Source organism: Prosthecobacter sp., assembly GCF_044232965.1.
Classification (GTDB): domain Bacteria; phylum Verrucomicrobiota; class Verrucomicrobiia; order Verrucomicrobiales; family Verrucomicrobiaceae; genus Prosthecobacter.
Window position 1 is genome coordinate 14745 of sequence record NZ_JBIIKX010000056.1, and the last position, 25253, is coordinate 39997.

The window sequence follows — 25253 nt, forward strand, 5'->3', positions numbered from 1 at the left end:
CCATGCGTCTCTCTCACTTTGCCCTGGCACTCACCATCATCCTGCTCGCCATCACCGGTTATCTCGCGTGGGAGGCACAGGAAGAGGCCAAAGGTGCGCGCCGCGAGCTGGATCTCGTGCGCAGACAGCAAGCCGCCCAGGAATCCTCCCGGCCTCAAGCTCCCACGATCGTACCTGCGCTGCCATCAGCACCTGAAGCAACACCAGCGCAATCACCATCCACCCCACCTCTGGCTGGCAGCGGTTTGATGCCTGGCTCCCCTTCCCCTGCTCCGGCGGCCGCCCCATTGACCGCCTTGCAGAAACAGCTCCTCGGCATGCCATCGGTGGCCAAAGTCGTGGAGATTCACAAGGACCAGGGGTTCGCCGTCATCAGCGCCGGAAAAGACAAGCATTTAGAAAAGGGCATGAAATTTGATGTCCGGCGTGGCGACGGCTTGGTCGGGCGGGTCATTGTGGGAGAATCCATCGACGCCTCCGAATCTGTCGTGGACATCGACAACAGCGCCGCGCTGCCGGGCGTCAGTATCGAGGCTGGTGACGAGCTGGTGCTGCCCGTGCGTAAATAAAGCGAGGCCCTGAACCCCATGTCCCGCGAACGACTCGATCTGGCGCTCGTCAAGCTCGGCCTCGTGCCCTCGCGTGAGCAAGCAAAGCGCCTCATTATGGCCGGTGAGGTCAGTGTGATGGGCAGACGCATCACCCAGCCTGGAACGCTCGTTAAAGAGCAAGAACAGATCGTGGTGCGCCACCCGCCCAAATTCGTCAGCCGTGGTGGTTTGAAGCTGGAGGGCGCGCTCGATCATTTCGGCATTGATGTCCGTGATCTGACCGTGCTCGATGCCGGTTCGTCCACCGGCGGATTCACCGACTGCCTGTTGCAGCGTGGTGCCGTGAAGGTCTTTGCCTTTGATGTGGGCACAAACCAGCTTGCCTGGAAGCTGCGTAGCGACCCGCGTGTGGTTTCGCGTGAGCAGTTCAACCTCCGCCACATGAAACGGGAGGATGTGGGACAGGACGTTGATTTTTTAGTGGCCGATCTGTCTTTTATTTCCCTCACCTTGGTATTGCCTGCCGTCTTGCAGGTCCTGCGGCCGGGCGGGCAGGCCGTCGTGCTCGTCAAACCTCAGTTTGAACTGTCCCGCGAGGAAGTCGGTGCCGGTGGCATTGTCCGTGAGCCCGAACTGCATGCCAAAGCCTGCGCACGCATTGAAAACTTCGTCCGCTCACAGCCGCAGCTCGCCTGGGAGAGTTTGGTGGAATCCAACCTCCAAGGCACCGATGGCAATCGCGAGTTCCTAGCTTGGTTCCGTATGCGGGAGTAACCCAGTATTGATGGCGATCTGGTTGAGGTAGATCAGCACACAAAAAGGCTGGCAAGGCAGGGTGAAATTCTCATTTTTGAGTATTTGCGAGGGCGTTTTCTATGAAAATGATAAAATTGAGTTGCAGCCATGCGATAATTATCATAATTTAAACCGTTAACACAAAGACTCCATGAAAACCCCCGCTTCTCTTTCCCCTCAATTTCGCGCTCGCGATGGGTTCAGCCTTTTTGAGGTTTTGATGTTTGTCGCCATCCTCGGCATCATGCTTTCGATCGCCGTGCCCATGCTTAATCAGCATGATTCCATTTATGCCGCCAGGGACCGGCGCAATGCGCAAGAGCTGGCCTCCACCTGCATGATGGCCCAGGCAGCAGGGCTCGACTTTGTACAGGACGAGAGCGTGATCGAGACCCTACGCTCCCTCGTCCGCGGCGGCATGCCTGCCCAGGGTGCCTTGAAAGGGCGGTTATTTGTCGTTCCCGGCCTCAGCGAAGAGGATATTCAGGGAGCGGCCAAATACCTCGCCATCCAGAATGGAGAGCTGCGCTACACGCAGGGGAAAACCGCCCATGTGCCTGGCAACCAGCGCATGTGAGCGCAGTTCGCATCATCCCCGCCATACGGTGAACTTCTGGTGCTGCGGCTGCCGCATGGTGTTTTACCTTGCCTGCCGCCTCAGTTTCTTCCAGCATGACATTTCATGAACACCGCCTTCCTCAAAAAGAATTGGTACCTCCTCACGCCGGCCGCCATTGTGATCGTGCCGCTGCTGATGGTCATTTTTTGCGTCGTAAACTATGGTTATGACATCCCTGAGTCTCTGAAGGCAGTCCGCCACATCGGCTCCACCAGCACGCGTTACGGCCAGGGTTTTTCCGAGCGCAAATTCAAAATGGTACGCACCGGCATGGACGGCAACGCGGTTTTCAACACCCTCAAGGTTCCCATGGAGCGCAACATGCCGGAAGACACCGAATGGCGCTACAGCCTGCCTGCCAGCGGCACGGAGTATTACCACGAGCGCACGATCATCATGCAAAGGGACAAAAATGGCGTGCCGCGCGTCAAAGAGCGCATCAGCCGTTTTCACACGCCGGATTGATTCATTTGCGAACTGCGCGAAAGTGCCTCCCTAAACCGCATGAGTCATTTAGCCAAGCATCTGCTGAAAGTCTGCCCAGCCATCATCCTCGCACTGGGACTCGCCTCCTGTGAGACCTCCACGCGCATCAAGGGGCTGCCGAAAAACCTGCCTGTCATCAATCTCCACGGTTCTCCCAGCACGCCCGCTCATAGCATGGCACACAGGGACTACCCCTTTGAGCCGGATGGCGACTACAACTCGGCCTGGGCAGCCGAAGGCGGCCAGGGAGCCGGCATGGACTACTCTTCCTGGCGCACATCCCACGGTGGATCGTCCTCACGCAGTTCCCGCGGCAGCTCGTCCAAAAAGAAAACCTCCAGTTCAAAGTCCAAATCCAGCGGCAAAGGTGGCAGTTACGCGATCAAAAGTGGCGACACACTTTCCACCATCGCGCGCAAAAACGGCACCACCGTGGCCAAGCTCAGGGCCGCCAACGGCTTGTCTGGCGACATGATTCGCGCTGGCAAAACGCTCAAAATCCCCAAGTAACCGTGCCCGCGCGCCTCCCACGCATCGTTGCGGCAGCTCTGGCGCTGATGCTTGGCGGCTTGGCAGCAGACGCAGCGGCCCAGACACTCCGTTTTTCCAACGTGGTGATCGACGCCGGTCACGGTGGCAAGGACGGCGGTTCGGTCTGGAATGGCTTGATCGAAAAGAAGCTCTGTCTGGACATCGCAAAGCGTGTCGAGGTCGGCTTGAAATCTCGCGGTCTCAAAACCACGATGACGCGCCGTACCGACACGTTTGTGGAGCTGTCTCAAAGAGCACGTCTCGCCAACCGCGTTCCCTCTTCCATCTTCGTCAGCGTTCACTTCAACGGCAGCCGGAAAACCCTCATCTCTGGAGGCGAGGTCTATTACCGAAGTGCGCGCGGTCGCGTCCTCGCCTCAGCCATCAGCCGCAGCATCAAATCTCGCGTGACCGGTGGCACTCGCGGCATCTTCCACGGAAACTACAAGGTGCTGCGTGAAACCCAGATGCCCGCCGTGCTCGTAGAATGCGGTTATCTTAGCAACAAACGCGAGGCCGCACGCTGCGCCACGCCCGAGCATCGGCATAAGCTCGCTGAAGCTATCGTCAACGGCATCCTCGCGGTCTGGGCGCGGTGATGACCGCCATGGTTTCATTTCTTTTGAAAATTCGAACGCCTGGACTGGCGGCACAGCAGTTGACGAATGAATCTGCATGAGTGATGGAATCGTAGTTCATCTGTCCGCATGCCCTCACCCGTCGTCAACGCCAGCAACCCCGTCTTCCCCTTCCACTTGGTGCGGACAGACCTGGAACGCGTGGAGACAGCCATCCTGGAACAAGCACGCGCCTTTGATCCGGGAGTGGAAGGTTACGTCAGCTACGTCTGCCAGACCTCGGGCAAACGCATTCGCCCCGCGCTCGCCGTACTCGCCGGTGGTGCCACCGGCGGCACGCATGAAGGCCACACACGGCTCTCCGTCATTCTCGAACTCGTCCACATCGCCTCCCTCGTTCACGATGACATCATGGACGGTGCCGACATCCGCCGCGCCATGCCCACCGCCGTCGCGAAATGGGGCAGCAGCCTCAGCGTGCTGCTTGGAGACAGCCTCTTCGCCTACGCGCTCGAACTCGCCACCGAGTTTGAAGACACCCACGTCTGCCGCACCATCGCCAAAGCCTCGCGCGATGTATGCACCGGTGAAATCCTCCAAACCCAGCGCCGTTTCGACTTCAATCTCTCCGTCACCGATTATCTGAAGATGATCGAGATGAAGACCGCCGCGCTCTTCGCCGCCGCCGCCGAACTCGGCGCACGTCTCAATCAGCAGCCCGAGGCCGTCCAGACCGCTCTGCGCGACTACGGCCTCAAGCTCGGCACCGCTTACCAGATCTACGACGACTGCCTCGACATCGTTGGCGACGAAAAAACCGTCGGCAAGACCCTCCGCACCGACCTTGCCCGTGGCAAGCTCACGCTGCCCATCCTCTATCTCCTCGAACGCGCCACTGACGCGCAGAAGCAAAAGCTCAGTCGCATGCTTCTCAAAGGCGAGCCCATGGACACCACCATCCTCGCCAGCATCGCCGACTACGAAGGCGCCGTAGAACGTGCCGTCAAATTCGCCCAGGATCTCCTCGCTTCCGCCCGTGAGGATTTGATCGGCCTCGCCGCCACGACACACAAGCAGGCATTGAATGACATCGTCGGCTACTTGCACAGCCTGCTCGATCAGTGCCGAGCCATCCACTAGCGGCGCATCCTTCCCATCAGTCGCATTCGTCTCATTCGCCGCCGCGAACCGCGTCCAGAGTCATGTCCCGCATCCACGACATTCCGGAAAACGACCGCCCGCGTGAGCGCCTGCTCCGCCTCGGTCCCCAGGCGCTCTCGGATGCCGAGCTCCTAGCCCTCTTCATCAACACCGGCACCAAGGGAGAAAACGCCCTGCAAATTGGCCAGCGCATCTTGCGCGATCACCAATCTCTCCGCGAACTCTCCCGCCTCGAACCCGCTGTCTTGAGCAAGATCAAGGCTCTCGGCCCCGCCAAGACCGCCAAACTCGTCGCCGCCTTCGAACTCGGCCGCCGTGCCGCCCAGGAGCCCGCGCACGCCGAGGTCATCCTCGACCGCCCCGAGCGCATCTACAGCTACATCGGCTCCGAGATGCAGGCGCTCGGTTATGAATCCGTCCGCGTCATTTTGCTGAACACCCGCCTTGCCGTGGCTCGCACGGAAGAAGTCTTTCGCGGCAGCTTGAACGAATGCACCGCCGCCCCGCGCGACCTGCTGCGAAAGGCGCTCATTCATAACGCCCACGCCTTCGTCCTGATCCACAACCACCCCAGCGGCGATCCCACTCCCAGCGACGCCGACCGTCGCATCACCCGCCGTCTCCGTGAAGCCGCCGACGCCACCGGTCTCCTCCTGCAAGACCACGTCATCATAGGCACCCCGTCCGAATCACGCCCCCTGCCCTACTTCAGCTTCAAGGAGCACGGCATGCTGTGATATTCCCTCGCCCACCAGAAGCTCAAGTGGTGACTCGCGTCACTTCGCCTTCGCAGGCAGCAGGTTGAGGATCTCGCCAGCGACTTGCGCACCCTGCATGGCCTTGCCTGCCGCATTGTAGTGCAGCGAGTCGGCACAGCACTCGGGATAGCCGATCATGAGGCCGTAGAGATCATCGACGGGGATGTCTTCCTTCCCCATGATCTCGGCGGCGATGCTGTTGCGCTCCTTCACATTCTCGTTGCGCGCGTCGGTCTGCTCAAACTTGCCGTTCACATGTGAGGGCGTGCTGGAGGCCCAGATGAGTTTCGCCTTCGGCGCGAGCTTGCGGATGTGTGCGATGAACTGCGGCAGAAACTCTGCATACTCCTTCTCGCTCACCGCGCCGATGCCGTGCAGGCCGTTGTTGAAGTGAATCACGTCAAACGTCTCCGCACCAAGCATGGCGGCGACCTCCGCATGCAGCACGGGATCACCCACGCAGCGCGAGGTGGCGAGACGGGCGACGTAGGCTCTGCCAGCGAGCTGCTTCTCGACATCGGGGCCGTAACCCTGCGTCACGGAATCGCCGATGAGCAGCACGCGCGGCAGATCGTGATTGTTGGCGTTTGGCATCCAGATGTTGCACCACTCGGTGCCTTCACGCGGCACGACACGGTCGGCGGCGGTGGTCAAAGTCGCGAGCGCGAGGAAAAGCGGGACGAATTTCATGACTCAGACTCCGGCGATGATCTTGTTGAGGCGGTCGTTGAACTCCGGCAGCGGCAGGCCGCCGTCTTCGAGCGTGATCCAGCCGTGGTAGCCGACATCGTCGAGCGCCTGGCGCATCTTTGGCCAGTCGATGCTGCCATCGCGCGGATGCACGAACTTGCCGCTCTTGTTGTCCGGCGCGAGCGCGTAGTCCTTGATGTGGATCTTCTTGATGAGGCCGCCCAGCGTGTGAATCCAGTCATGCACGGGCACGAGATACTTCACATGGTTGCCCACGTCGTAGTAGGCCTGCACTAACGGATGGTTGAAGGACGCGACGAAGTTCTTGTAGAGGTCCGGGCGCACCCAGAGGTTGTTCCAGACGTTCTCGAGGCCGATGATCACGTTCAGTTTTTCCGCCAGCGGAATGAGCTTCGTCACTTGCTCCTTCGATCCGTCCGTGGACTTGTTTTGCAGCATGATGTAGCGGGCGAACGGCGTGTTGTCGCCCTTCACCACACGGCTGACGTGACCGGTCTTCTCATCAAACTCGATGTCAAACTCCCATGGCTCCGGCATCTTCACCGTCGGCCCGCCAACACGGCATGGCACGAGCAGGATCGTCTCCGCGCCGAGCCAGTTCGCCGTGCGCAGCGCCTTCTCGGTGACCGCGTAGCTCGCTGCGACCTGACCGGGATCATCGCTGTTGAACTCCGCCCAGCCACGCAGCACGGAGTGCACCTTCAAACCGATGCCTTCGACGAGTTCGCGCGCCTTTTTGGCCTCCGTCTCGTCATCAAAGAGATGCGAGACCTCCACGCCATCGAATCCGGCCTCCTTCAGCTCAAGCAAGGACTTCTCCTCCGGCTTGCCGACGATCTTGGCCTTCTTGATCACCGTTTTGAACGTCGCCGCATTCGACGAGGACAGCAGCGACAGCGACGCAGCGCCAGCAGTGGCGAGGAATTGACGGCGGGAGGGCGAGAAGGTGGTTGGTTTCATCGGTCGAAGCCAAACGTGCCACGAGAACAAGTTGTTGCCATCTGACAGGTCAGAGCCGTCAAAGTCGTCTGACTAAGCCATGAAGCCGCTCCTCGCCCTGCTGCTCGCACTTCCCCTCCACGCCGAATCCCTCTTCGACGGCAAGACGCTCACGCATTGGAGCGGTAAAGCGGAGCACTGGCGCGTCGAAGACGGTGCCATCACCGGCGAAATCCCTTCCGACAAGCCGCTGAAGGGCAACGAATGGATCTTTTGGGATGGCGAGGTGCATGACTTCGATCTCACGGTCGGGTTTCGCATCACCGGCGGGCCCAGCGCGAACAGCGGCATCCAGTTCCGCTGCCAGCAGAGTCCGGATGGACACGCCAGCGGCTATCAAGCCGATCTCGATCAAGGCGCGGTGTGGCTCGGGCGCATCTACGACGAGCATGGGCGTGCTTTGATCTGTGAGCGCGGCTCGCGCGTGAACATCGCTCCAGATGGTCGTCGGTGGACGGATGTGTTTGCGGAGCCAAAGAGCCTGCAAAGCGTCATCAAGCCCGGCGAGTGGAACCAATACCGAATCACCGCCACCGCCTCACACGTCGAGGTGCGCGTGAATGATGTGCTCATGAGCGTGCTCGACGATCATGAGGCCAAAGCGGCCGAGTGGAGCGGCAAGATCGCGTTTCAGCTCCACAGCGGCCCGGGACCGGCGAAGATTCAGTTCCGCAATGTGCAGCTCACGCATCTCGGCAAGACAGCGATGCCGCAGCGTGCCGATGTGAAGCCTTCGGAGGTGAAAAGCAACGTGGAGAGCATCGCGCCGCCACTGGAACTCAATCTCGGCTTCGAAAAGGGCACGCTCGAAGGCTGGAAGGCCGAAGGCGATGCGTGGGAGAAGCAACCGGTCGAAGGCGACACCGTCGCGGCCCGCAAACGCGGCAACTCGCAGCACGCGGGCAGGTTCTGGCTCGGCGGCTACGAGCGCATCGGCGACAAGGGCACCGGCACGCTCACGTCATCGAGTTTTGTGGCCACGCATCCGTGGGCGAGCTTTTTGATTGGCGCGGCGCCGGATGCGAAAACGGAGCGCGTGGAGATCGTCGATGAAGCGAGCGGCAAGGTGATTCACAGCAGCAGCGCCGCGCAGCAGGAGAACATGAAGCGCGTGGCGGTGAATCTCGAAGGCGTCTCCGGAAAGCGCATCTTCATTCGCATCGTCGATCAATTCAAAGGCGGCTGGGGACATGTGAACTTCGATGACTTCGCGTTTCACGCCGAGAAGCCGAGTTTTGCTGCCAGCACGTTCACCATCAGCGGCGACCGTGCGAAGCGTGGCGATGAAAGCCCCGTGCTCTGGCACCTGCTGCCGAATCCGTCGAAGGATTTGCCGGAGATGCGTGTGCAGGACGGCTTTCAGATCGAGTTGATCGCGAAGGAGCCGGATGTGAAGCAGCCGATCGCGTTTTGCTTCGATGAGCGCGGGCGCATGTGGATTGCGGAGGCGTTTTCGTATCCGAATCGTCAGCCCGAAGGCCAGGGGAAGGATCGCATCACCATTTTGGAAGACGCAGATGGGAATGGCAGCTTTGAGACGCGGAAGGTGTTCTGCGAAGGACTGAATCTCGTCAGCGGCATCGAGGTGGGCTTTGGCGGCGTGTGGGTTGGTGCCGCGCCGTATTTGATGTTCATTCCGAAGGACGCGAACGACAAGGCAGGCGAGCCGAAGATCCTCCTCGACGGCTTCGGTTATCAAGACACGCACGAAACGCTGAACAGCTTCCTGTGGGGGCCGGACGGCTGGCTTTATGGCAATCAAGGTGTCTTCAACACGAGCGCTATCGGCAAGCCGGGTGCGGAGGCGAAGGATCGCGTGACGATGCGCGCGGGTGTGTGGCGCTATCATCCGGTGCGGCATGTGTTTGAGGTGTTCTGCCACGGCGGATCGAACCAGTGGGGGCTCGACTACAACAGCAACGGCCATCTCTTCATGACGCACTGCCGCAGCTTCTTCGGCAAAGGCGGCACGACCAATGCCATCCGCAACGGCCAGTTCTGGAATCAATCAAACTCAAACTACGCGCCCTTCATCTCCGCCACCGCGCCGGATTTCGCGCCGGAGTTGCAAAACCACCTGCCCGCCTCCGCGCGATACGATAGCGGCGAAGGCGGAGCTGGCAAACCGGGCACCACCGCCGTGTATGGCGGCCACTCGCACGTCGGCACGATGATCTACAACGGCGACAACTGGCCCGCGATCTACCGCGATCATCTCTTCACGCACAACCTGCACGGTCATCAGCTCAATCATCAGCACATGGTTCGCACCGGCAGCGGCTACGAGACGTTTCATGCCGGCTACGACCTGCTTTACAGCTCCGCGCCCGACTACATCCCCGTCGATCTCCAAACCGGCCCCGACGGCGCCGTCTATGTCATCGACTGGACCGACACCCAGCACTGCCACAATCCCGACGACGAAAAATGGGACCGCAGCAATGGGCGCATCTACCGCATCTCGTGGAAGGAGACGTATAAGCCGGTGAAGGTGGATTTGGGGAAGATGGCAGACGATCAACTCCTGAAGCTCCAGCGCAGCGACAGCGACTGGAATGCGCGAATGGCTCGAAAGCTGATTCAGGAAAGGCCCGCGCCGTTTGATGCTATGGCCAATGGAGTGACGATGATTTCACAGCCGGACGCCGCACCTGAACTCAAACTGAGGCTGATGTGGCTGCTCCATGGTGCCAAGGCACTGGACAAGCTGCAAATGGAGCCGCTCATCAAGAGCAGTTCTGACATCGTTCGCTCCTGGACCATCCAACTCGCCACGGAAGAAGCCGGGAAATCGAAGCTCAGCTATGAAACACTGCTGAATCTCGCGCAGACTGATCCTTCGCCCACCGTGCGCCTCGCTCTGGCGTCGGTGTTGCCGAATCTGGATGCGAAGACGGTTTGGGAGGTCGCCTCGGCGCTGGCGATGCATGGCGAGGACAAGGATGACCGCTTTCTGCCGAAGATGATCTGGTTCGGTCTCGCGCGTGTCATTGAGCAGGATTGGGCGAGGGGTCTGGCGCTGGCGGAGAAGACGCCGATGCCTTCGCTGGCTGATTCGATCCGCTGGTTTGCCGGAAAGAGCGCCGAAGGCCGCGAGGCGCTTGTGAAGACGCTGAAAACGCCGCGGGATCTGAAATTGCTGGCGTTTTCGTTGAAGGATGAGGCCAAGGTCGAGATGCCGAAGGCCTGGCCGGAACTGCGTAGCCGGGGCATTCCTGCCCCGGAAGATGGGGGCAGGAATGCCCCCATTACGGATGAGCTTTCGGCGCTTTTTGGAGACCAAGCGGTGCTAAGGGAGATGCGCGCGCTTTTGGCGGACACGGCCAAACCGCTGCCGCAGCGCCGCGCGGCCTTCGATTTGCTCAAACGCACCGGCGATGCCGAATCGACGCCGATCTTCGCGAAGCTGCTCGACGAGCCTGCTTTCACCACGGCGGTGATTCCGCTGCTTTCGCGCTCGAATGACCCGAAAACGGCTGCGGCGCTGATGCAGCGCTTTGAAGCGCTCGATGCCGCAAATCGTCGTGTCGTGCTCGGGGTGCTCACGAGCCGTGCGGAACTCGCCAAGCCGCTGCTTGAGGCCGTAAAAACTGGCAGCTTCAACAAGAAGCACCTCAGCAGCCTGCAAATCCGCCAGATGCGCAATCTGAACCACGCGGAGATCAACACGCTGCTCGACGTGACGTGGGGCAAGGTGAATGAATCGAGCACCGCGGCGAAGGCGAGCATCGCGAAGCTCAAGAAGGCCTATGAATCCGCACCGCTGTGGGCCTTCAATACGAAATCGGGCGAGCAGACCTTCCAACAGCTCTGCGCCGTGTGTCACGCGATGGGCGGCGTGGGCGGCAAACTCGGCCCCGATCTCGCCGGATCGTGGCGCAACGGCCTCGACTACTTTTTGGAGAACATCATCGATCCGAACGCCGTCGTCGGAGACAACTTCCAGCTTCACGTTTTGACCAAAAAAGACGGCAGCGTCGTCTCCGGCGTCATCGAGCAGGAAACGGACACCGCCATCACCGCACGCACCGTGACTGAAAGCGTCGTCATCTCGAAATCCGACCTCAAAGACCGCCAGAAGACACCCGTGTCCCTCATGCCACCCGGTTTACTCGAAGCGCTGCCGGAACGGAAGGCGCTGGAGTTGCTGAAGTATCTGCTGAGCAGGCGGGAGTGAGACATGCGGCGGCGATAAGTCATGCCAGAGGAGCGTATGACTCCGATCATGAGCAAGCTTCTTCACATCATCGTCTTCGCGGCAGTCTTCGTTCTTCAAGCTGCGGCGCAAACCGCCGAATGGAAAGCCGCGGCGGCGAAGGCGGTCATCACGCCGACGGAGCCGATGTATCTCGCCGGATTCGCGAATCGTGAGGTGCCGGCGGAAGGCACGGCGATGGAGTTGTTTGCGAAGTCGCTCGCCATTGAGGACAAGCAAGGCGCGCGCTTCGTCATGGTGACGCTTGATCTGGTGGAGGTAACCTACCAGCTCCGCGACGCGGTGGCGGCGGCGGTGAAGGCGAAGTTTGGGCTGCCGGAGAAGGCGCTGCTGCTCAACTGCTCGCACACGCACTGCGGGCCGGAGCTGCGCTACACGGAGCTGGAGTTCATGAGCTTCACCGATCCGCTGCGGAAAGAGCGCTGCCTGCGCTACAACGCGTTTCTGACGGACAAGATCGTCGGCATCATCGGCGAGGCCTTGCAGCATCTGGAACCGGCGACGGTGAGCTATGGGCATGCGCGTTGTGGTTTCGCGATGAACCGACGGCTGAAGAGCGACAGGCCGACGGGCGATCCCTATTTGAACAGCCCGAATCCCGAAGGTGTCGTCGATCATGATGTGCCGGCGCTCACGGTGAACACGGCGGCGGGCAAGCTGAGCGCGATTGTCTTCGGCTACGCCTGCCACAACACGTCGATGAGCATCAAGCAGTGGCACGGTGATTACGCGGGCCATGCGCAACAGTTGATCGAGGAAGCGCATCCGGGCACCATCGCGCTGTTCATGATGGGCTGCGGCGGTGATCAGAACGCGTATCCGCGCTTCAGCCCGATCTTCAGTCTGCGTCACGGCCAAAGCCTCGCCACCGCGGTGGAGGCGGCGATTGATGCGAAGCCGAAACCGATCCACGGCCCACTGCGCATCGACTGGCAGACGACGCGGCTTGATTACCAGTCGATCCCGACGGCCGAGGTGATCGAGAAGCGTCTCAGCAGCGGTGAAGGCTATGACCCCGGCTACGAGAAGTATCTCCGCAAGTGGGACGAGAGGCGGCTGTATGCGATCAAGAATGGCGGCCTGCGTGATCACTACGATTACCCGATTCAAACCGTGCGTTTTGGCAGCGACATGACCTTCGTGGCGCTCAGCGGTGAGACGTGTGTGGATTACTCGCTGCGCTTGAAGCGCGAGTTCAGCGGCCCAGGCCGCTTGTGGGTCGCTGGTTACAGCAACGACATCCTGGCCTACATCCCGAGCAAGCGCGTGCTGCACGAAGGCGGCTACGAGGCCTTCCGCTCATTGATGTATTGGTCGAATCCGCTGCATCCTGACAAGTTCGCCGACACGCTGGAGGAGCGCATCATTGGAAAGGTGCAGGAGATGATCCAAAAGTGAGGTGTGGGTCTGCTTAGCAGGCAAAGTCGCCTGCCTGCAAATCCGCTCTTGCGTCGCGGACGTGTTTTCGCGCATGCTAGACGAATGATCCGCGCTCTCGTTCTTTTCGGCCTCGCTTTTGTCACCACGCTTTCGGCCCAAGACAAACGTCCGAACATCCTCTGGCTCATCGCGGAGGATTTCGGGCCGCATCTCGGATGCTACGGGACGAAGGAGGTGTCCACGCCTGTGCTGGACGGACTGGCGGCGAAGGGGATGCGCTTCACACGCTATTACACGACGGCGCCGGTGTGCTCGGCCAGCCGGTCGGCTTTCAACACGGGAATGTATCAGACGACCATCGGTGCGCACCATCACCGCTCGCATCGGGATGACGGCTACACGCTGCCGGCAGGGGTGAAGCTGATCAGCGAGCGGATGCGCGAGGCGGGGTATTTCACGGCAAATGTGAAGGAACTGCCACAGGAGGCGGGCTTCAAGGGCTCAGCCAAGACCGACTGGAATTTCGCGCCGCCGATGAAGCCGTTTCAATCGGCGAACTGGAATGATCTGAAGACGCACCAGCCATTTTATGCGCAGGTGAACTTCCAGGAAACGCACCGCACCTTCCACGGCGCACCGCATGCCGACCCGGCGAAGGTGGAGATCCCACCCTACTACCCCGAGCATGAGGTGACACGGAAGGACTGGGCGCAGTACCTCGACGCAGCCACAGAACTGGACCGGAAGATAGGCAAGATCATGGAACTGCTGAAGCGCGACGGCCTGCTGGAAAGCACGGTGATCTGCTTCGTGGGCGACAACGGCGCGGCGCATGTGCGCGCGAAGCAGTTCTGCTATGAAGAGGGGCTGAACGTGCCGTTCATCCTGAGTTGGCCGTCAGGTGTGGCGGCTCCGGCGGGTTACGAGGCCGGAAAAGTGAGTGACCGGCTGCTGATGTCGATCGATCTGACGGCCACCTCATTGGCATGGGCGGGCATTGCGAAGCCCACGGGCATGCAGGGCCAGGTGTTCACGGGTGCGAAGGCGGAACCGGCGCGGGAGTACGTTTTCGGAGCGCGGGATCGCTGTGACATGACGGTTTTCCGCCTGCGCACGGTGCGAGACGCGCGCTACCGCTACATTCGGAACTTCACGCCGGACCGTCCTTTCCTGCAATTCAACGCCTACAAGGAGAAGCAGTATCCCGTGTGGAATCTGATCAAGGAACTGGCCGCGCAGGACAAGCTGACGCCGGAGCAGGCCGTTCTGGCCGCGCCGACGATGCCGGAGGAGGAGCTCTACGATTTGGAAAACGATCCGCATCAGATCAAGAACCTCGCCAAGTCGAATCAACCCGAGCATCGCCGGGCGCTGGAGCGGCTGAGTGAAGTTTTGACGAATTGGATTGAGCAGACCAATGACCAGGGCCGCATCCCCGAGCCGGAGGAGGTGGCAAAGAACGAGGGGAGCACGAAGCCGCCACAGGAGAAGAAAGGGAAGAAGAAAAAGGAGGGGTGATAAGTTATGAAGTTTCGAGTGATGATCTGGCTGGCATTGAGCGGAGTGACTTTGGCGGGCGAGTGGCCGCGCGAGTTGCAGGCGTATCGCGGAACGACGCCGAAGGTGGATGGCGTGATCGAAAAAGGAGAGTGGGATGACGCGGCGAAACTGGAAGGCGTGGAGGGATGGACACCGCAGTTCTCGCCCACGACGGACCAGAAAGACCTGTCGCTCACCGGCTGGGTGAAGTTTGATGCAAAGCGGCTCTACTTCGCATTCCGGGTGACGGATGACGTGCTCTACGGCATCGACACACCTCGCTGGCTGCCGGAGAAAAATGCGAAGGCGCATGAGCTGACGCGCGAGGGCTGGCCATGGTTTGGCGATGAGATGGAACTGCTCATCAACGCCACCCACACCTGGAAGGGCGATGAAAACGCGGCGGGTGACGGCACTTCCTGGCAGATGGTTTGCAATCTGACGAAGTCGCGGGTCGGTGGCGTGGGAAAAGGCGGTTTGCTGGAAGGCGAGCCGCGATCCGATGCGAAGGCGTGGGAAACGTATCAGCGCTGGATCAAAACAGGTGCGATGGAGGCGGTGACGAAGTTTTTGCCTGGAGGAAAGGGCTACATCATCGAGTGGGCGGTGAGTTTTGATCCATGCCTCGAAATCTTGCCGGGGAAGTTTTTCACGCCGGGCGAGAAGGAGGTGAAAATGGGCATGAACATCGCCGTCGGTGATCTGGATGAGAAGGAGAAGGGCGCGGGGAACTTCGGAAATTTTCATCACGAGGACTGGTTCGCAGGCGAAAAGAACAAGCGGACGAACCTGCGGCAGTGGGGGACGCTGAGTTTGATGCCGGGGAAGAATCCCAAGACTCCATGACGAAATCCGAATGACGAATGACGAAGCCCGGCCATGCTCCGCGCTCGTGAAGCTGCTCCCCAACCATCGCGCGCATGACGCGCGGCACCTCATCCAGCGCTGGCGCATGCTCGCGCGTAAATCCGGGTGCCAGGTGAGGACGCTCTGCGAGGTGGACGGGCTGCCGGTGCTCGCAATTGAATCAGCGGCGGCGCAGAAAGGCATGCCCGCCGCCTATCTTTCCAGCGGAGTGCATGGAGATGAGCCGGGCGCGGCGTGGGGCCTGCTCACCTGGGCAGAAAAGCAGGTGCGTGAGCTGAAGCGTGGGTCGTTTTTGATCGCGCCATGTCTGAATCCGGTCGGTCTCACGTTGAACACGCGGGCGGATCATCGCGGGATCGACATCAACCGCCGTTTTCACGATGCGGAGGATGTGATCTGCGGGCCGTGGCAGCGCTGGATCACCGGAAAGGCGATGCGTTTTGGTTTGTGCCTGCACGAGGACTACGACGCGCAGGGCATTTACCTCTATGAGCTGAATCATGCGCGGCAGACAGCGGGGCATGGCATCATCGAACGATGCTCGAGTGTGATCGCGCCTGATCCACGAAAGAACATCGACGGCCAGCGGGCCAAGGGCGGCGTGATCCGACGCCGCACACTGCCGACGCATCTGCCGGGCATGCCGGAGGCCATCGAACTGCATCAGCGCGGCTGCCCGCTGACAGTGACGTTTGAAACGCCATCGGAATTTGATCTCGACACGCGCGTGCGTGCCCAGGCAAGCTTCATCAAGGCAGCGATGGAGGCGTTTCCCGCGTCATGAAGCCGCTTTGGATCATGATCGCGCTGGTGCTTGCCGGTTGCTCGACGTTCAAGCCATCAGGCATTCGTCCGGTGTTGAACGCGACCGAGTGGGTCAGTCACGATGGCAAAACGATGCCGTGGCAGTCGTGGGCCGTGCCGGTGGGAACGAAGCCGCGCGGCGTGGTCATCGCCGTGCATGGTCTGAGCGGCGCGAAGTCGGATTTCTGGTATCTGGGGCAGGAACTGCCGAAACGCGGCTACACCGTCTATGCCTACGATTTGCGCGGGCAAGGCAACGACCCTGTGATGGCGGAGCGCGGCGACATCTCAGGCGAGCAGGCGTGGGAGCTGGATCTGGCCACGTTTCACAGCCTGGTGCGGCGGCGGCACCCGAAAACACCAGTGTTCTGGTATGGGGAGAGCCTGGGCAGCCTCATCGCGCTGCACACGGCGGCGGACTTGCTGGGCAACCGCGCGGACCCGAAGGGCATCATCCTCGCCTCGCCAGTGGCGGGCCTGCGGATGACAATGAGCGGGTTCCAGCGTTTCGTGCTCGAAACGGCGGCCAAGCTCTCGCCTCGCACGCGTTACTCACTCGGCGAGCTGGCCGGAGTGGACGAGTCGAAGATCAAGGTCACATCCACCTCCACCCATGGCGGCCAGATGGCGGTCACGCCGCACCACATCAGCGCCTTCTCACTGCGGCTGCTGACCACGATCGGCGGCATGCTGGATGAGAACTCCGACGCGGCGCACCGTCTGAAAATGCCGGTGCTGTTCGTGGCCTCGCCGAATGACTTTCTGTCATCAGCAGATCAAATTCAGTCGCTCTTTGCCGAGGTGCGCAGCCGGAGCAAAAAACTGCTGTGGTACACACGCTCGTATCATCTGTTGCTGCATGACGTGCAGCGCGAGGAGGTGGTCCATGATGTCGCCAAGTGGCTCGACCGGCAGATTCAAACCCACCCACGCGGATGACTCTCGAAACCACCCTTCTCGATGCGCTCCAAAGCGCGGCAGCGCCGCTAAAGGCCGCGCAGATCACCAAACTCGTCAAACCGGCCATCGGACGTGCCGCCACGCCGAAAAACGTGACTGCGGCGCTCGATGCGCTCGTGTCAACCGGCTCGCTGAACCGAATCGGATCAGGTGCCAAGTCACTCTTCACCCCCCTGAGCCAGGAACTGGCCGCTGCCGCGCTGCTGAAGCCGCTCATCCATGCGGCAAAGAAGGAACAGCCGGCGGCCAGGTTGAAACTGAAGCTGCCAGCGGTGCTGCAAGCGCATTTTGACAGCGCTTTGACCCAACTCTCCGGCGCAGGCGACGCCTTTGTGCTGCCGGGCGCAAAACGGCTGGTTTACGCGCAGAAACCGCGCCCTTCCGATCTCCTCAGCGCCACGCAGCGGCGTGCGGTGCAGAAGCTGCTCGATGGAGTGAACGCCGCACGTTCGCAAGCCGCCACTCTCGTGGATTTCATGGCCTGGCTCGACGATGAGGCACCAGCCAGCGTGGAGCCGCCGCAGGTGCCATCCGTGGTCGAACCGGACGAGACACTGCTGCACGAATGGTATAAACAGGACGCGCTGCGCTCCTCCACGATGATGATCCCCATCCCACGCACGTTTGGCCGCTACGCGGCCTGGGCCAACGAACACGGAGGGCTCGCTGATAGTCAGGTTTTACGAAACTTGCTTGAGACGCTTTACAACCAGGGGCGCATCCTGCTAGAACCCTGTGAAAGGCCGCAAGACCTCCCGGAGCACGAGCGCTCGCTGCTGGTGCCCATGTCTCTCGGCCCTCCCGGTTACTCCTGGTGCTGGATCGCCTGATGAAGGCGGCCAGCCCGCACAGCTCTCCCAAGACCATGTCTCCTTACGCCGCCCTGAATCCGTTCATCGTCACCAGTGTCGGTGAGAACGACCTGTGGAATGCCGCCGCTTTTCCAGACGTGCCCTACATTCACTCCGTGCCGTTCGGGGCGCTGAAGATTGCCGTGGATCAAGTGCGCGCACAGCGCCGCAGCCAGGTGCGTTTCGTGCGCGGCGCGGGCGGCTCCGGCAAGTCGCACCTCTTTGCGCGGCTGCGCCGTGAGTGCGCGGACAGCATTTTTTACGCGTATGCGCCGAACCCGCCGCTGCAGCCGGAGGCGCTGGAAAATTTCATCCTGGCGCGTTTCGTCAGCAGCCTGCGTCACCCGGCGCGGGGCAAGGACGGCACCGAGTCGCCTTACAGCCAGCTCCGACTTCTCGCTTACGCCCTGTTGAAACCGGTGATCGAGCAAGAACTGACCTACCCTGAGCTGCACGAGGCCTGGGCGGACATCGCGCTCGAATCGCGCAAGGAGCTGATCCACCAGGCGGTGCAGTTGCTGGAGGCCGAGCACCCCATGGTGCCGCGCAGCGTGCTGCGCTGCCTGCTCAACGTGCTGCGGGAGGACAAGGAGCACCTAGCCGCGCAGTGGCTTTCCGGCGCGGCCTATCTCACGGAGAACGAACTCAAATTCCTCGGCGTGCCGGAGCCGCTCGCGCGTGCGGAGATGGGCCTGGTGATCCAGCTTTTCGGCAAACTGGCCGCTCAGGCCGGCTCGCCCGTCGTTCTGGTGCTCGACCAGCTCGATCTCATTGCCACGCAGCCCCAGTTTGATGAGATGCAGCGCCTGCTATTCTCCCTGATCGACCAAAGCGAAAATTGGGTCGTCCTGATCGGCCTCGTAGCCGAACGCTTCGCCATGTGGGACGCCGCGCTTACGCAGGCCCTGCGCGGCCGTGTCGGCGTGCCGGATTCGAACGCGCCTCTCGGCTTCCGGCTGCCCGTGGTGGACATGCTGCCCATCGCCAACGAGCAGAAACGTCTGCTGCTCAACTGCCGCCTCGAAGCCCCTGCCCTCCTCGCTCAGCGGCAGAAGGACGGCATCACTTCCACGATTCATCCGTTGCTTGAAGAAGACATCGCGCGTCTTACCGCAGGTGGTGCCATCTTCCCGCGTCATCTGCTCGCTGCGGCGGCAGAAGTGTTTGCCACGCGCACCCTGGAGGTGCCGCAAACGCAGGCTCCGAAGGAAGTGGTCGCAACTGCGGCTGAAGCAGCGCCGGTGGTTGTCACCACACCTCCGCCGGTGAGCGCTCCCGCCACGGAAGAAACAGCCCCGGTGGCGGTGCGTGTCGTCGAAGAACCCAAAGACGCGCCGGTGGCGGCTTCAGCTTCCCTTCCCTCCCCCCTTCCCTCGCCTCCATCCATCCCGCCACCGCCCACAGCGGCCGTGATTGCCACCCAGACGCCGCTGACGGAAAAAATCGACGCGCTGCTGCAGCAGGCCGTCGATACAGCAAAAAAAGACACCTCGGCTGCAAGCGCCATCGACCTCGGCGAACGAGCGCGTGATCTGATCGAGCTGATGGTCGCCCCGCCCGTCACCATCAGCGAAGGCGACATTCCCAAATCCTACGACAACTTCGACGGCACCGACCGCTGGTTCGAGTGGGGCGGCGGCAAGGTGCGCATCGTCACCAGCGATGCGATGCGCGGCAGCCTCATCGCGGTGCTGGAGCGGCTGCAAGGTGCCAGTGGAGACACCCTGCTACTACGCCACGCCGTGGCGCCCGTTTCAGGCCAGCTCACCATGGAGCTGCTGAACACGTTCAAGGCCAAAAACACCTTCCATCACACCGCCGAATCTGAGTCCGCCGTGCTTGCCGCGCTGGGCCATGTGCTTGCCGCGCAGCGCGAAGGATCCTACGACCAGCTCGCCACCGAGCCACCCGCGACGAAGGACAACGTGCTCGCCGCCTTGCGCAATCATCCGCTGCTGCGCGGACTCCGCTTGTGGGAGCTGATTCAAAAGCTTCACGCGCCCAAGCAGGCGCCGCAGACCCCGCCGCCGTCCTCCGTGCTCGCCTCCATCGTCAATCCGGCGTCAAAACCATCTGCGGCCTCCGTGGTGAAACCGCCGCCAGTGCCAGGAGCCAAGCCGCCGCCTCCACCGCCATCCATGACTGCGGCCAAACCAGTGTCTTCCGTGGTGGTGACGAAGCCTGTGGCCCGCCCTCCCGCGCCACCGACGGCACGCCCCCCGGTGGCCAAACCGCCAACCGGTGTGCCTCGTCCTCCATCAGCCAAGCTGCCGCCACCATCGCAGGGAACTGCCGCATAAGCTTCTTTGCGGCTACAACGCCGCCGTGCGTGACGTTTCACCGCGCATCACCATGAAAGCACACGCCCTGCTCCTCCTCTGCCTGCTGGCATGCCAGGCCTTCGCCGTCCCGAAGCCGCCGAACATCCTCTTCATCTACGCCGACGACCAATCGACGAAAACCGTCGGCTGTTACCCTGGCTCATGGCCTTGGGTAAAGACGCCAAACATCGACGCGCTGGCGAAAAATGGCGTGCGCCTCCACGCCGCCTATCTCGGCTCCTGGTGCATGCCTTCGCGTGCCACGCTGCTCACCGGACGCCATCCGCATGGCATTGAGTCCATGTCCATGGCGGGCAAGTATCCCGGCAGCACTTATGATCCGCAGCAGTGCCCCTTCATTCCCGCGCAGATGCGCCAGCAGGGCTATCACACCGCGCACATCGGCAAGTGGCACACGGGCACCGACTCCGGCTGGGGCCGCGACTGGGATCATCAAATCGTCTGGAACCGCCCGCTGCATCCTGAGAACGCCGGCGCGTATTACGAGAAGCAGATCCTGAGCATCGACGGCAAGGAGCAGACCGTAGACGGTTATCCAGCGGACAACTACACGCAGTGGTCGCTCGATTACATCCGTGGCAAAAAGCGCGACGCGTCAAAGCCCTGGTATCTCTGGCTCTGCTACGGCAGTGTCCATGGCCCATCGAAGCCTGCGAAACGCCATCTCGGCAGCTACAAAGACGCCGCAGTCCCCGTCCCTGCCGACATCTTCCCGCCGCGCGAAGGCAAGCCTGATTACCTCAACAAAATGCAGGCCTGGGCCAAAGGTGAAGACGGCCATCCCATCGCCAAAAAGGGTGGTGAAGCCTTCGGCGAGACGAAAAAAGCCAAGCGCTTCGATGACTGGGTGCGCCAGGTGAACGAGTGCGTGCCTGCCATCGACGAAGGCGTCGGCCAATTGATCGCCGCGCTCAAAGAGACCGGCCAATACGACAACACCCTCATCATCTACACCGCCGACCAGGGCTTCAGCATGGGCGAGCACGGCTTCCGCACCAAACTCGCGCCTTACGACGCGAACTACCGCTCCCCGCTCATCATCAGCATGCCCGCTCGTTTTCCCTCCGGCAAAGTGTGTGACGCATCGGTGAACGCGCCTGATCTCGCTGCCACCTTCCTCGCCATCTCAGGCGTGAAGGTTTCATGGCCCGTGCATGGCCGCGATCTCACCCCGCTTCTCGAAAAGTCCGACACCGCCTGGCCGCACGCCTGCTACTACGAGCACATGGGCAACGAATACGGCGCCAAGGTCAGCCAAACCATTCTCACCCAAGGCAAGCAGGACAACTTCCAAGGCGTGCCGCTTTACTCCGCCGTCGTGCAGGATCACTTCAAGCTCGTGCATTACCTCGACGGTCAATCAGGCGAAGAACTCTATGATCTCACCAACGACCCCGAAGAACTCAAAAACCTCATCGCCGAACCGACGCATGCTGAACGCATCACGAAGCTGCGCGAAGCGATGAAGGCCGAACTGAAGCGCACCGAAGCAGGGTTCGCCGACTTCGTGAAGTAAATCACGGCGAGGTCTTCAGCTTCTTCCCGGGCAGCAGGAACAGCCGTCCCGCCTCGTTGCAGATGAGCAGGTTCGGACCGTCCTTGCCCAGCATCGTGCCAACGGCACCCGTTTCATGAGCACCGCCCGGCTGGATGACCTTTCCTTCGCCATCACGAAACGGAACCGGCCTCGCAAAGGTGTTGTCACCCTTGTTCAACATCAGCAGCGGTGTGCCGAGAGTCTTCTTGCCGATGGTGGGCATCGGCAGGCCCGTTTCGCGATCTGGGATGGAAACAACACGCCCCGTGCCGATGACAAAATCGAGATTCCCATCCTGATTCCAATCGAAGAAGTCCAGCTTGCAGCGCCCGCTCATGCCGCCAACTCCGCCGCTCGTGCCGATGAGTTTGCCATCGTCGAGCTTCAGCTTACCGCCGTCCTCGACGTTGTGGTCGTCGATGCGCCAGTAGAGGTGAAAGTGATCATCGCCATCCACGATCGCCAGCGCGATGCGCTCGCCGATCTTCGCCAGTGCTGGACGACAGCGCCACATGCCGTGCAGGTCGATCCCATCGCAGTAAAGCGGATGGGCGGCGTCAAGTTTCGGCTCCGTCTTTGTGCCGCGATTCAGATAGATTAGGTAATCGCCCGTGATGTCGCCTGTGATGAGATCGAGCGTGCCATCGCCGTTCCAGTCGATCACATTCGGCGAGAGATAGCCCCAGCGTGCTTCTTGCAGCCCTTGCAAACTGCCGGAATAACCCGCCTGCACCTGAATCTCGCGCCCACCTGCCTTCACCCGTGTCGCTGGCAGAAACTTCGGCTCGTCATTGCTGCCGATGTTTTCAAAGAAGAGCACAAAACCTTCAGAATTGCTCGCCAGGATGTCCAGCACGCCATCGCCATTCCAATCCACCGTCGTCGGCGAGGGCAGCGTGCCCGCGTAGAGGTCCGCATGCTCCTGCAAGACCGAAACCGGCTCCGCAAACACCGGCGCGCCCGTCTTCGCCCACTTGCCGGTGAAGCGGTAGAAATACAGCGAGCCTTCTCCACACGCGATCAGGCCGCCCGGATACGCCGCCACGCTCGGATTGATGCTCGGATGCCGCAGCGCATTCCCATCTTCGCCCGCAACAAGTCGCTTCGTTTCGAGATCAAAACCGCTCGCTGCCTTGTTGCGGTAAAACACCAGATTCCCCTGCCGCGAGCCCGTGATGATGTCGCGCTCGTGCCCGGCACCCAGATCAATGCCCGTGATGCCATGCATCGAGAAAAACACCTCGTCCCGCGTCTTCGTGATCTGCCTCACCTCGCCCTTCGCCGGCCAGCCGATGAGATAACGATATCTCAATTCGCCAACCGCGATCCCTGATGAGTTGAACGGCCGCCATTCCTCCGTGTTCGGGCTGCCTTCGGTGCCTTTGGCACCGTTCGACATCTCAAACGCGATGTCATAGCCCTCTCGATTCACCAGCACGCCGAGGCTCGAGGGCGACTTCACCGCCTTCGGCAGTTTCTCGCGCTTTGATTCACGAAACTCGAGCTTCCCGCGATCAAAGCTCGTCGTCACCAACTCTTCCTTGTCGATCCACAGCCCGACCACACGGCCATCCGACCGCTGAAACACGCAGCCCTTGTTCTTGAAGGCACATTTCACCACCACCGGCTCCGCGAAGACCGGCGCTCCGTTCTCCGCCGTATCCACCCACTTGAACAAATGCACCGCCTGCGGCCCGCCGTAGCCCGCCACGAACAAATCAGGATTCCTCCCTTCAAACACCTGCGCATGCCCCAGCACATGATGATTCAAATTCACCAGCGCCAACGGCCCGCGTCCTTTCTCAGCCGCTGACGGCAAAGCCTTTGTGCCCGGCGGCAGATGCGGCTCCGCAGCGTGGCATAGGGTGGTGAGGATCAAAGCGGCGACAAATGGCTTCATGGGCATTCGATAGCCCGTGAACGAAGGCCGTCGCGCGGGTCTTCAACCGCATTTGTGACTCCGAGATGCCGAAACTTGAACTCACTTCACCGCCGCCGGCAGCTTGCAGGACTGCCACGCCAAAAAGCGCCACTGGCCTTTTTCTTCGCGCCACACGGCCAGAAAGCTCAACACGGCATCCATCGCCTTGCCTTCCGACTCGGCTTGGACGTGCGCACGACCCGTCATGAGCGCGATGCCGGGCACGGGGAAGGTGAAATTCTGCTCCTCGTAGTCATAGCCGACATACTTTGTCTTCCCAGCGCTGAGGATCTCGATGAACGACTTCTTCGTGTCCACGATACCGTTCGAGTGCGCATAGCGCAGCTCGTCGGAGAAAACCGCGTCCAGCTTTTCGCGGTCACCCAACTGCATCGCGGCCACACGAGCTTTGTCGGCGGTTTTGACGGACGCGAGGCTCGGATGATCTTCAGCGAAGACTTGGAAGCCGAAAAGAAGCGAGAGTGCGGCGATCAGTGTTTTCATGGTGGTGAGTTATTTGGCGTGTTTCAGAACAAAATCGACCAACTCCTGACACTCGAAGAAGGATGGGCCGACCTTATGACCTTCGCCGAGAACGATTTTCACGCTGAAGGAGCCGGCGGCGGCTTCGTAGCGTTCTTTGAGGATCTTCGTGTTGTCGTCGTAGGGCACGACGACATCGCTGTCGCCATGCACGGCGAACATGGGCACTTTGTGGGCGGCGAGACCGGCGAGGTTGTCGATGGGATTGAACTCTTTCAGTCGTGCCACGAGTTCGGCCTCTGGCAGGGCATAGTCGGCGAGCGTTTGCGATTTCGAGTTCTTCAGCGGCCAGCTTGCGAGGTTGCACACCGGATAGATGCCGACCCAGGCCTTGATCTTGTCGGGATTCCGAAACGCCCAGGCGAGCGTCATCATGCCGCCGCGACTTTGGCCGAGCAGGATCGGCTTCGCGGAAAAGCCACGCTTGACCATGGCATCGTAAAAAAGCGTGAACTTCGCCGAACTCGCCGGAGAGCCGCGCACCTCGCCGAGGTCGAAGCCCGCGAGACTGATGCCCGCCTTCATGAAGGCCTCGAAATACATCTTCTGCCCCGCGAGTGAAACACCAGCCTTCAGCGTTGGCGCATACCAAACCCATGGTTTGCCTTCAGCAGACGTCGGCGCGGCATACAAGACAGCTTTGTGACCTTCGACCTCGAAAATTTCAGCTTTGCCTGGGGAAGGCTCCTGCGCCAGCAACGGCAGCGCGAGGAGGGTGGTGATGAGGATTAGAAAACGCATGGCGACACATTCAACGTGGCCCGCACAGTCCTCTGTGCGGAATTCTTTGCACAAGACTGCTCAAAGGGTCATGCTTGATGAGCAGAGTACCGCCCATGAAAGCCCTTGCCGCCCTTTGGTTCAGAGCAACTCTAGACGAGTGTTTAGGTGCGACGTTTCTAGTTTGCCCCACGCTGGGGCAGGCCCAACTGCCGAATCATTTGTTTGGAGCAGGACCACCTTCCAACCCCTACAACCTTAGCAGCCTGTTGAAAAACCTCTCCTCCTGGGTGATGAGAACAACCCTGCATGTTTGAGCAACGCCAAACCAAGCAACGCCAGCAGGAACTCTGGATAGTCGCCGGAGAACTTCCCGCAGCCACC

The 25253-nt window shown here is 61.0% G+C and carries 22 protein-coding genes; 17 read left to right on the forward strand and 5 right to left on the reverse strand.

The window, feature by feature from the left end; translation table 11 throughout:
* Positions 1-2: 2 nt before the first annotated feature.
* From ACILSI_RS19730 to radC, 8 genes are all read left to right on the forward strand, one after another.
* The gene (locus ACILSI_RS19730; RefSeq protein WP_395723628.1) at positions 3-569 is read left to right on the forward strand and encodes a hypothetical protein; all 567 of its coding nucleotides are present in this window, start codon (positions 3-5) and stop codon (positions 567-569) included.
* Between the two features lie 18 nt (positions 570-587).
* On the forward strand, positions 588-1325 hold the full coding sequence (locus ACILSI_RS19735) for a TlyA family RNA methyltransferase (RefSeq protein WP_395723629.1): 738 nt from the start codon (positions 588-590) through the stop codon (positions 1323-1325).
* A gap of 241 nt (positions 1326-1566) precedes the next feature.
* The gene (locus ACILSI_RS19740; RefSeq protein ID WP_395723630.1) at positions 1567-1923 is read left to right on the forward strand and encodes a hypothetical protein; all 357 of its coding nucleotides are present in this window, start codon (positions 1567-1569) and stop codon (positions 1921-1923) included.
* A 105-nt stretch (positions 1924-2028) separates the two neighbouring features.
* The gene (locus ACILSI_RS19745) at positions 2029-2430 is read left to right on the forward strand and encodes a hypothetical protein (protein ID WP_395723631.1); all 402 of its coding nucleotides are present in this window, start codon (positions 2029-2031) and stop codon (positions 2428-2430) included.
* 39 nt (positions 2431-2469) lie between these two features.
* Positions 2470-2961: a LysM peptidoglycan-binding domain-containing protein gene (locus ACILSI_RS19750; protein WP_395723632.1), complete on the forward strand. Its 492-nt coding sequence runs from the start codon at positions 2470-2472 to the stop codon at positions 2959-2961.
* A 2-nt stretch (positions 2962-2963) separates the two neighbouring features.
* A complete protein-coding gene (locus tag ACILSI_RS19755; protein ID WP_395723633.1) occupies positions 2964-3581 on the forward strand; it encodes an N-acetylmuramoyl-L-alanine amidase in 618 nt (205 codons plus the stop codon).
* A gap of 108 nt (positions 3582-3689) precedes the next feature.
* Positions 3690-4700 carry a polyprenyl synthetase family protein gene (locus tag ACILSI_RS19760; protein ID WP_395723634.1) on the forward strand — a complete coding sequence of 337 codons (1011 nt, stop codon included), beginning with the start codon at positions 3690-3692 and terminating at the stop codon, positions 4698-4700.
* A gap of 62 nt (positions 4701-4762) precedes the next feature.
* Positions 4763-5458, forward strand: coding sequence for a DNA repair protein RadC (radC, locus tag ACILSI_RS19765; protein ID WP_395723635.1), 696 nt, complete (start codon positions 4763-4765; stop codon positions 5456-5458).
* Positions 5459-5497: 39 nt separating this feature from the next.
* Here the strand turns inward: radC and ACILSI_RS19770 are convergent, their stop codons facing one another.
* Together ACILSI_RS19770 and ACILSI_RS19775 are read right to left on the reverse strand one after the other, a co-directional pair.
* Positions 5498-6169, reverse strand: coding sequence for an SGNH/GDSL hydrolase family protein (locus ACILSI_RS19770; RefSeq protein WP_395723636.1), 672 nt, complete (start codon positions 6167-6169; stop codon positions 5498-5500).
* A 3-nt stretch (positions 6170-6172) separates the two neighbouring features.
* Complete coding sequence (locus tag ACILSI_RS19775; protein ID WP_395723637.1) at positions 6173-7150, reverse strand: sugar phosphate isomerase/epimerase family protein; 978 nt, start codon at positions 7148-7150, stop codon at positions 6173-6175.
* A 79-nt stretch (positions 7151-7229) separates the two neighbouring features.
* Here ACILSI_RS19775 and ACILSI_RS19780 point away from each other — a divergent pair, with 79 nt between their 5' ends.
* From ACILSI_RS19780 to ACILSI_RS19820, 9 genes are all read left to right on the forward strand, one after another.
* Entirely contained in the window at positions 7230-11366 is a 4137-nt protein-coding gene (locus ACILSI_RS19780) for a PVC-type heme-binding CxxCH protein (RefSeq protein ID WP_395723638.1), read from the forward strand.
* 48 nt (positions 11367-11414) lie between these two features.
* Entirely contained in the window at positions 11415-12803 is a 1389-nt protein-coding gene (locus ACILSI_RS19785) for a neutral/alkaline non-lysosomal ceramidase N-terminal domain-containing protein (RefSeq protein WP_395723639.1), read from the forward strand.
* 84 nt (positions 12804-12887) lie between these two features.
* Positions 12888-14303: a sulfatase gene (locus ACILSI_RS19790; RefSeq protein ID WP_395723640.1), complete on the forward strand. Its 1416-nt coding sequence runs from the start codon at positions 12888-12890 to the stop codon at positions 14301-14303.
* Between the two features lie 6 nt (positions 14304-14309).
* Entirely contained in the window at positions 14310-15170 is an 861-nt protein-coding gene (locus ACILSI_RS19795; RefSeq protein ID WP_395723641.1) for a hypothetical protein, read from the forward strand.
* A 46-nt stretch (positions 15171-15216) separates the two neighbouring features.
* Complete coding sequence (locus ACILSI_RS19800; RefSeq protein WP_395723642.1) at positions 15217-15975, forward strand: M14 family metallocarboxypeptidase; 759 nt, start codon at positions 15217-15219, stop codon at positions 15973-15975.
* A complete protein-coding gene (locus ACILSI_RS19805; protein ID WP_395723643.1) occupies positions 15972-16934 on the forward strand; it encodes an alpha/beta fold hydrolase in 963 nt (320 codons plus the stop codon). The genes ACILSI_RS19800 and ACILSI_RS19805 overlap by 4 nt, the downstream gene beginning before the upstream one ends.
* A complete protein-coding gene (locus tag ACILSI_RS19810) occupies positions 16931-17785 on the forward strand; it encodes a hypothetical protein (protein WP_395723644.1) in 855 nt (284 codons plus the stop codon). Before ACILSI_RS19805 ends, ACILSI_RS19810 begins: the two co-directional genes overlap by 4 nt.
* 35 nt (positions 17786-17820) lie before the next feature.
* A complete protein-coding gene (locus ACILSI_RS19815) occupies positions 17821-20106 on the forward strand; it encodes a hypothetical protein (RefSeq protein ID WP_395723645.1) in 2286 nt (761 codons plus the stop codon).
* A gap of 52 nt (positions 20107-20158) precedes the next feature.
* Entirely contained in the window at positions 20159-21664 is a 1506-nt protein-coding gene (locus tag ACILSI_RS19820) for a sulfatase-like hydrolase/transferase (RefSeq protein WP_395723646.1), read from the forward strand.
* A gap of 1 nt (position 21665) precedes the next feature.
* On the opposite strand, the gene ACILSI_RS19825 is transcribed toward ACILSI_RS19820, so the two are convergent.
* The 3 genes from ACILSI_RS19825 to ACILSI_RS19835 form a co-directional block, all read right to left on the reverse strand.
* Complete coding sequence (locus ACILSI_RS19825; RefSeq protein WP_395723647.1) at positions 21666-23585, reverse strand: FG-GAP repeat domain-containing protein; 1920 nt, start codon at positions 23583-23585, stop codon at positions 21666-21668.
* Between the two features lie 81 nt (positions 23586-23666).
* Complete coding sequence (locus ACILSI_RS19830; RefSeq protein ID WP_395723648.1) at positions 23667-24110, reverse strand: nuclear transport factor 2 family protein; 444 nt, start codon at positions 24108-24110, stop codon at positions 23667-23669.
* A 9-nt stretch (positions 24111-24119) separates the two neighbouring features.
* Complete coding sequence (locus ACILSI_RS19835; protein ID WP_395723649.1) at positions 24120-24890, reverse strand: alpha/beta hydrolase family protein; 771 nt, start codon at positions 24888-24890, stop codon at positions 24120-24122.
* Positions 24891-25253: the final 363 nt, after the last annotated feature.

What these genes read in the sequence shown, in the direction of transcription:
- radC (WP_395723635.1), top strand. Translation starts at nt 4,763, where the DNA reads ATGTCCCGCATCCACGACATTCCGGAAAACGACCGCCCGCGTGAGCGC.
- ACILSI_RS19750 (WP_395723632.1), top strand. Translation starts at nt 2,470, where the DNA reads ATGAGTCATTTAGCCAAGCATCTGCTGAAAGTCTGCCCAGCCATCATC.
- ACILSI_RS19735 (WP_395723629.1), top strand. Translation starts at nt 588, where the DNA reads ATGTCCCGCGAACGACTCGATCTGGCGCTCGTCAAGCTCGGCCTCGTG.
- ACILSI_RS19835 (WP_395723649.1), bottom strand. Translation starts at nt 24,890, where the DNA reads ATGCGTTTTCTAATCCTCATCACCACCCTCCTCGCGCTGCCGTTGCTG.
- ACILSI_RS19730 (WP_395723628.1), top strand. Translation starts at nt 3, where the DNA reads ATGCGTCTCTCTCACTTTGCCCTGGCACTCACCATCATCCTGCTCGCC.
- ACILSI_RS19790 (WP_395723640.1), top strand. Translation starts at nt 12,888, where the DNA reads ATGATCCGCGCTCTCGTTCTTTTCGGCCTCGCTTTTGTCACCACGCTT.
- ACILSI_RS19770 (WP_395723636.1), bottom strand. Translation starts at nt 6,169, where the DNA reads ATGAAATTCGTCCCGCTTTTCCTCGCGCTCGCGACTTTGACCACCGCC.
- ACILSI_RS19795 (WP_395723641.1), top strand. Translation starts at nt 14,310, where the DNA reads ATGAAGTTTCGAGTGATGATCTGGCTGGCATTGAGCGGAGTGACTTTG.
- ACILSI_RS19810 (WP_395723644.1), top strand. Translation starts at nt 16,931, where the DNA reads ATGACTCTCGAAACCACCCTTCTCGATGCGCTCCAAAGCGCGGCAGCG.
- ACILSI_RS19825 (WP_395723647.1), bottom strand. Translation starts at nt 23,585, where the DNA reads ATGAAGCCATTTGTCGCCGCTTTGATCCTCACCACCCTATGCCACGCT.
- ACILSI_RS19740 (WP_395723630.1), top strand. Translation starts at nt 1,567, where the DNA reads ATGTTTGTCGCCATCCTCGGCATCATGCTTTCGATCGCCGTGCCCATG.
- ACILSI_RS19815 (WP_395723645.1), top strand. Translation starts at nt 17,821, where the DNA reads ATGTCTCCTTACGCCGCCCTGAATCCGTTCATCGTCACCAGTGTCGGT.
- ACILSI_RS19745 (WP_395723631.1), top strand. Translation starts at nt 2,029, where the DNA reads ATGAACACCGCCTTCCTCAAAAAGAATTGGTACCTCCTCACGCCGGCC.
- ACILSI_RS19780 (WP_395723638.1), top strand. Translation starts at nt 7,230, where the DNA reads ATGAAGCCGCTCCTCGCCCTGCTGCTCGCACTTCCCCTCCACGCCGAA.
- ACILSI_RS19760 (WP_395723634.1), top strand. Translation starts at nt 3,690, where the DNA reads ATGCCCTCACCCGTCGTCAACGCCAGCAACCCCGTCTTCCCCTTCCAC.
- ACILSI_RS19785 (WP_395723639.1), top strand. Translation starts at nt 11,415, where the DNA reads ATGAGCAAGCTTCTTCACATCATCGTCTTCGCGGCAGTCTTCGTTCTT.
- ACILSI_RS19820 (WP_395723646.1), top strand. Translation starts at nt 20,159, where the DNA reads ATGAAAGCACACGCCCTGCTCCTCCTCTGCCTGCTGGCATGCCAGGCC.
- ACILSI_RS19805 (WP_395723643.1), top strand. Translation starts at nt 15,972, where the DNA reads ATGAAGCCGCTTTGGATCATGATCGCGCTGGTGCTTGCCGGTTGCTCG.
- ACILSI_RS19775 (WP_395723637.1), bottom strand. Translation starts at nt 7,150, where the DNA reads ATGAAACCAACCACCTTCTCGCCCTCCCGCCGTCAATTCCTCGCCACT.
- ACILSI_RS19830 (WP_395723648.1), bottom strand. Translation starts at nt 24,110, where the DNA reads ATGAAAACACTGATCGCCGCACTCTCGCTTCTTTTCGGCTTCCAAGTC.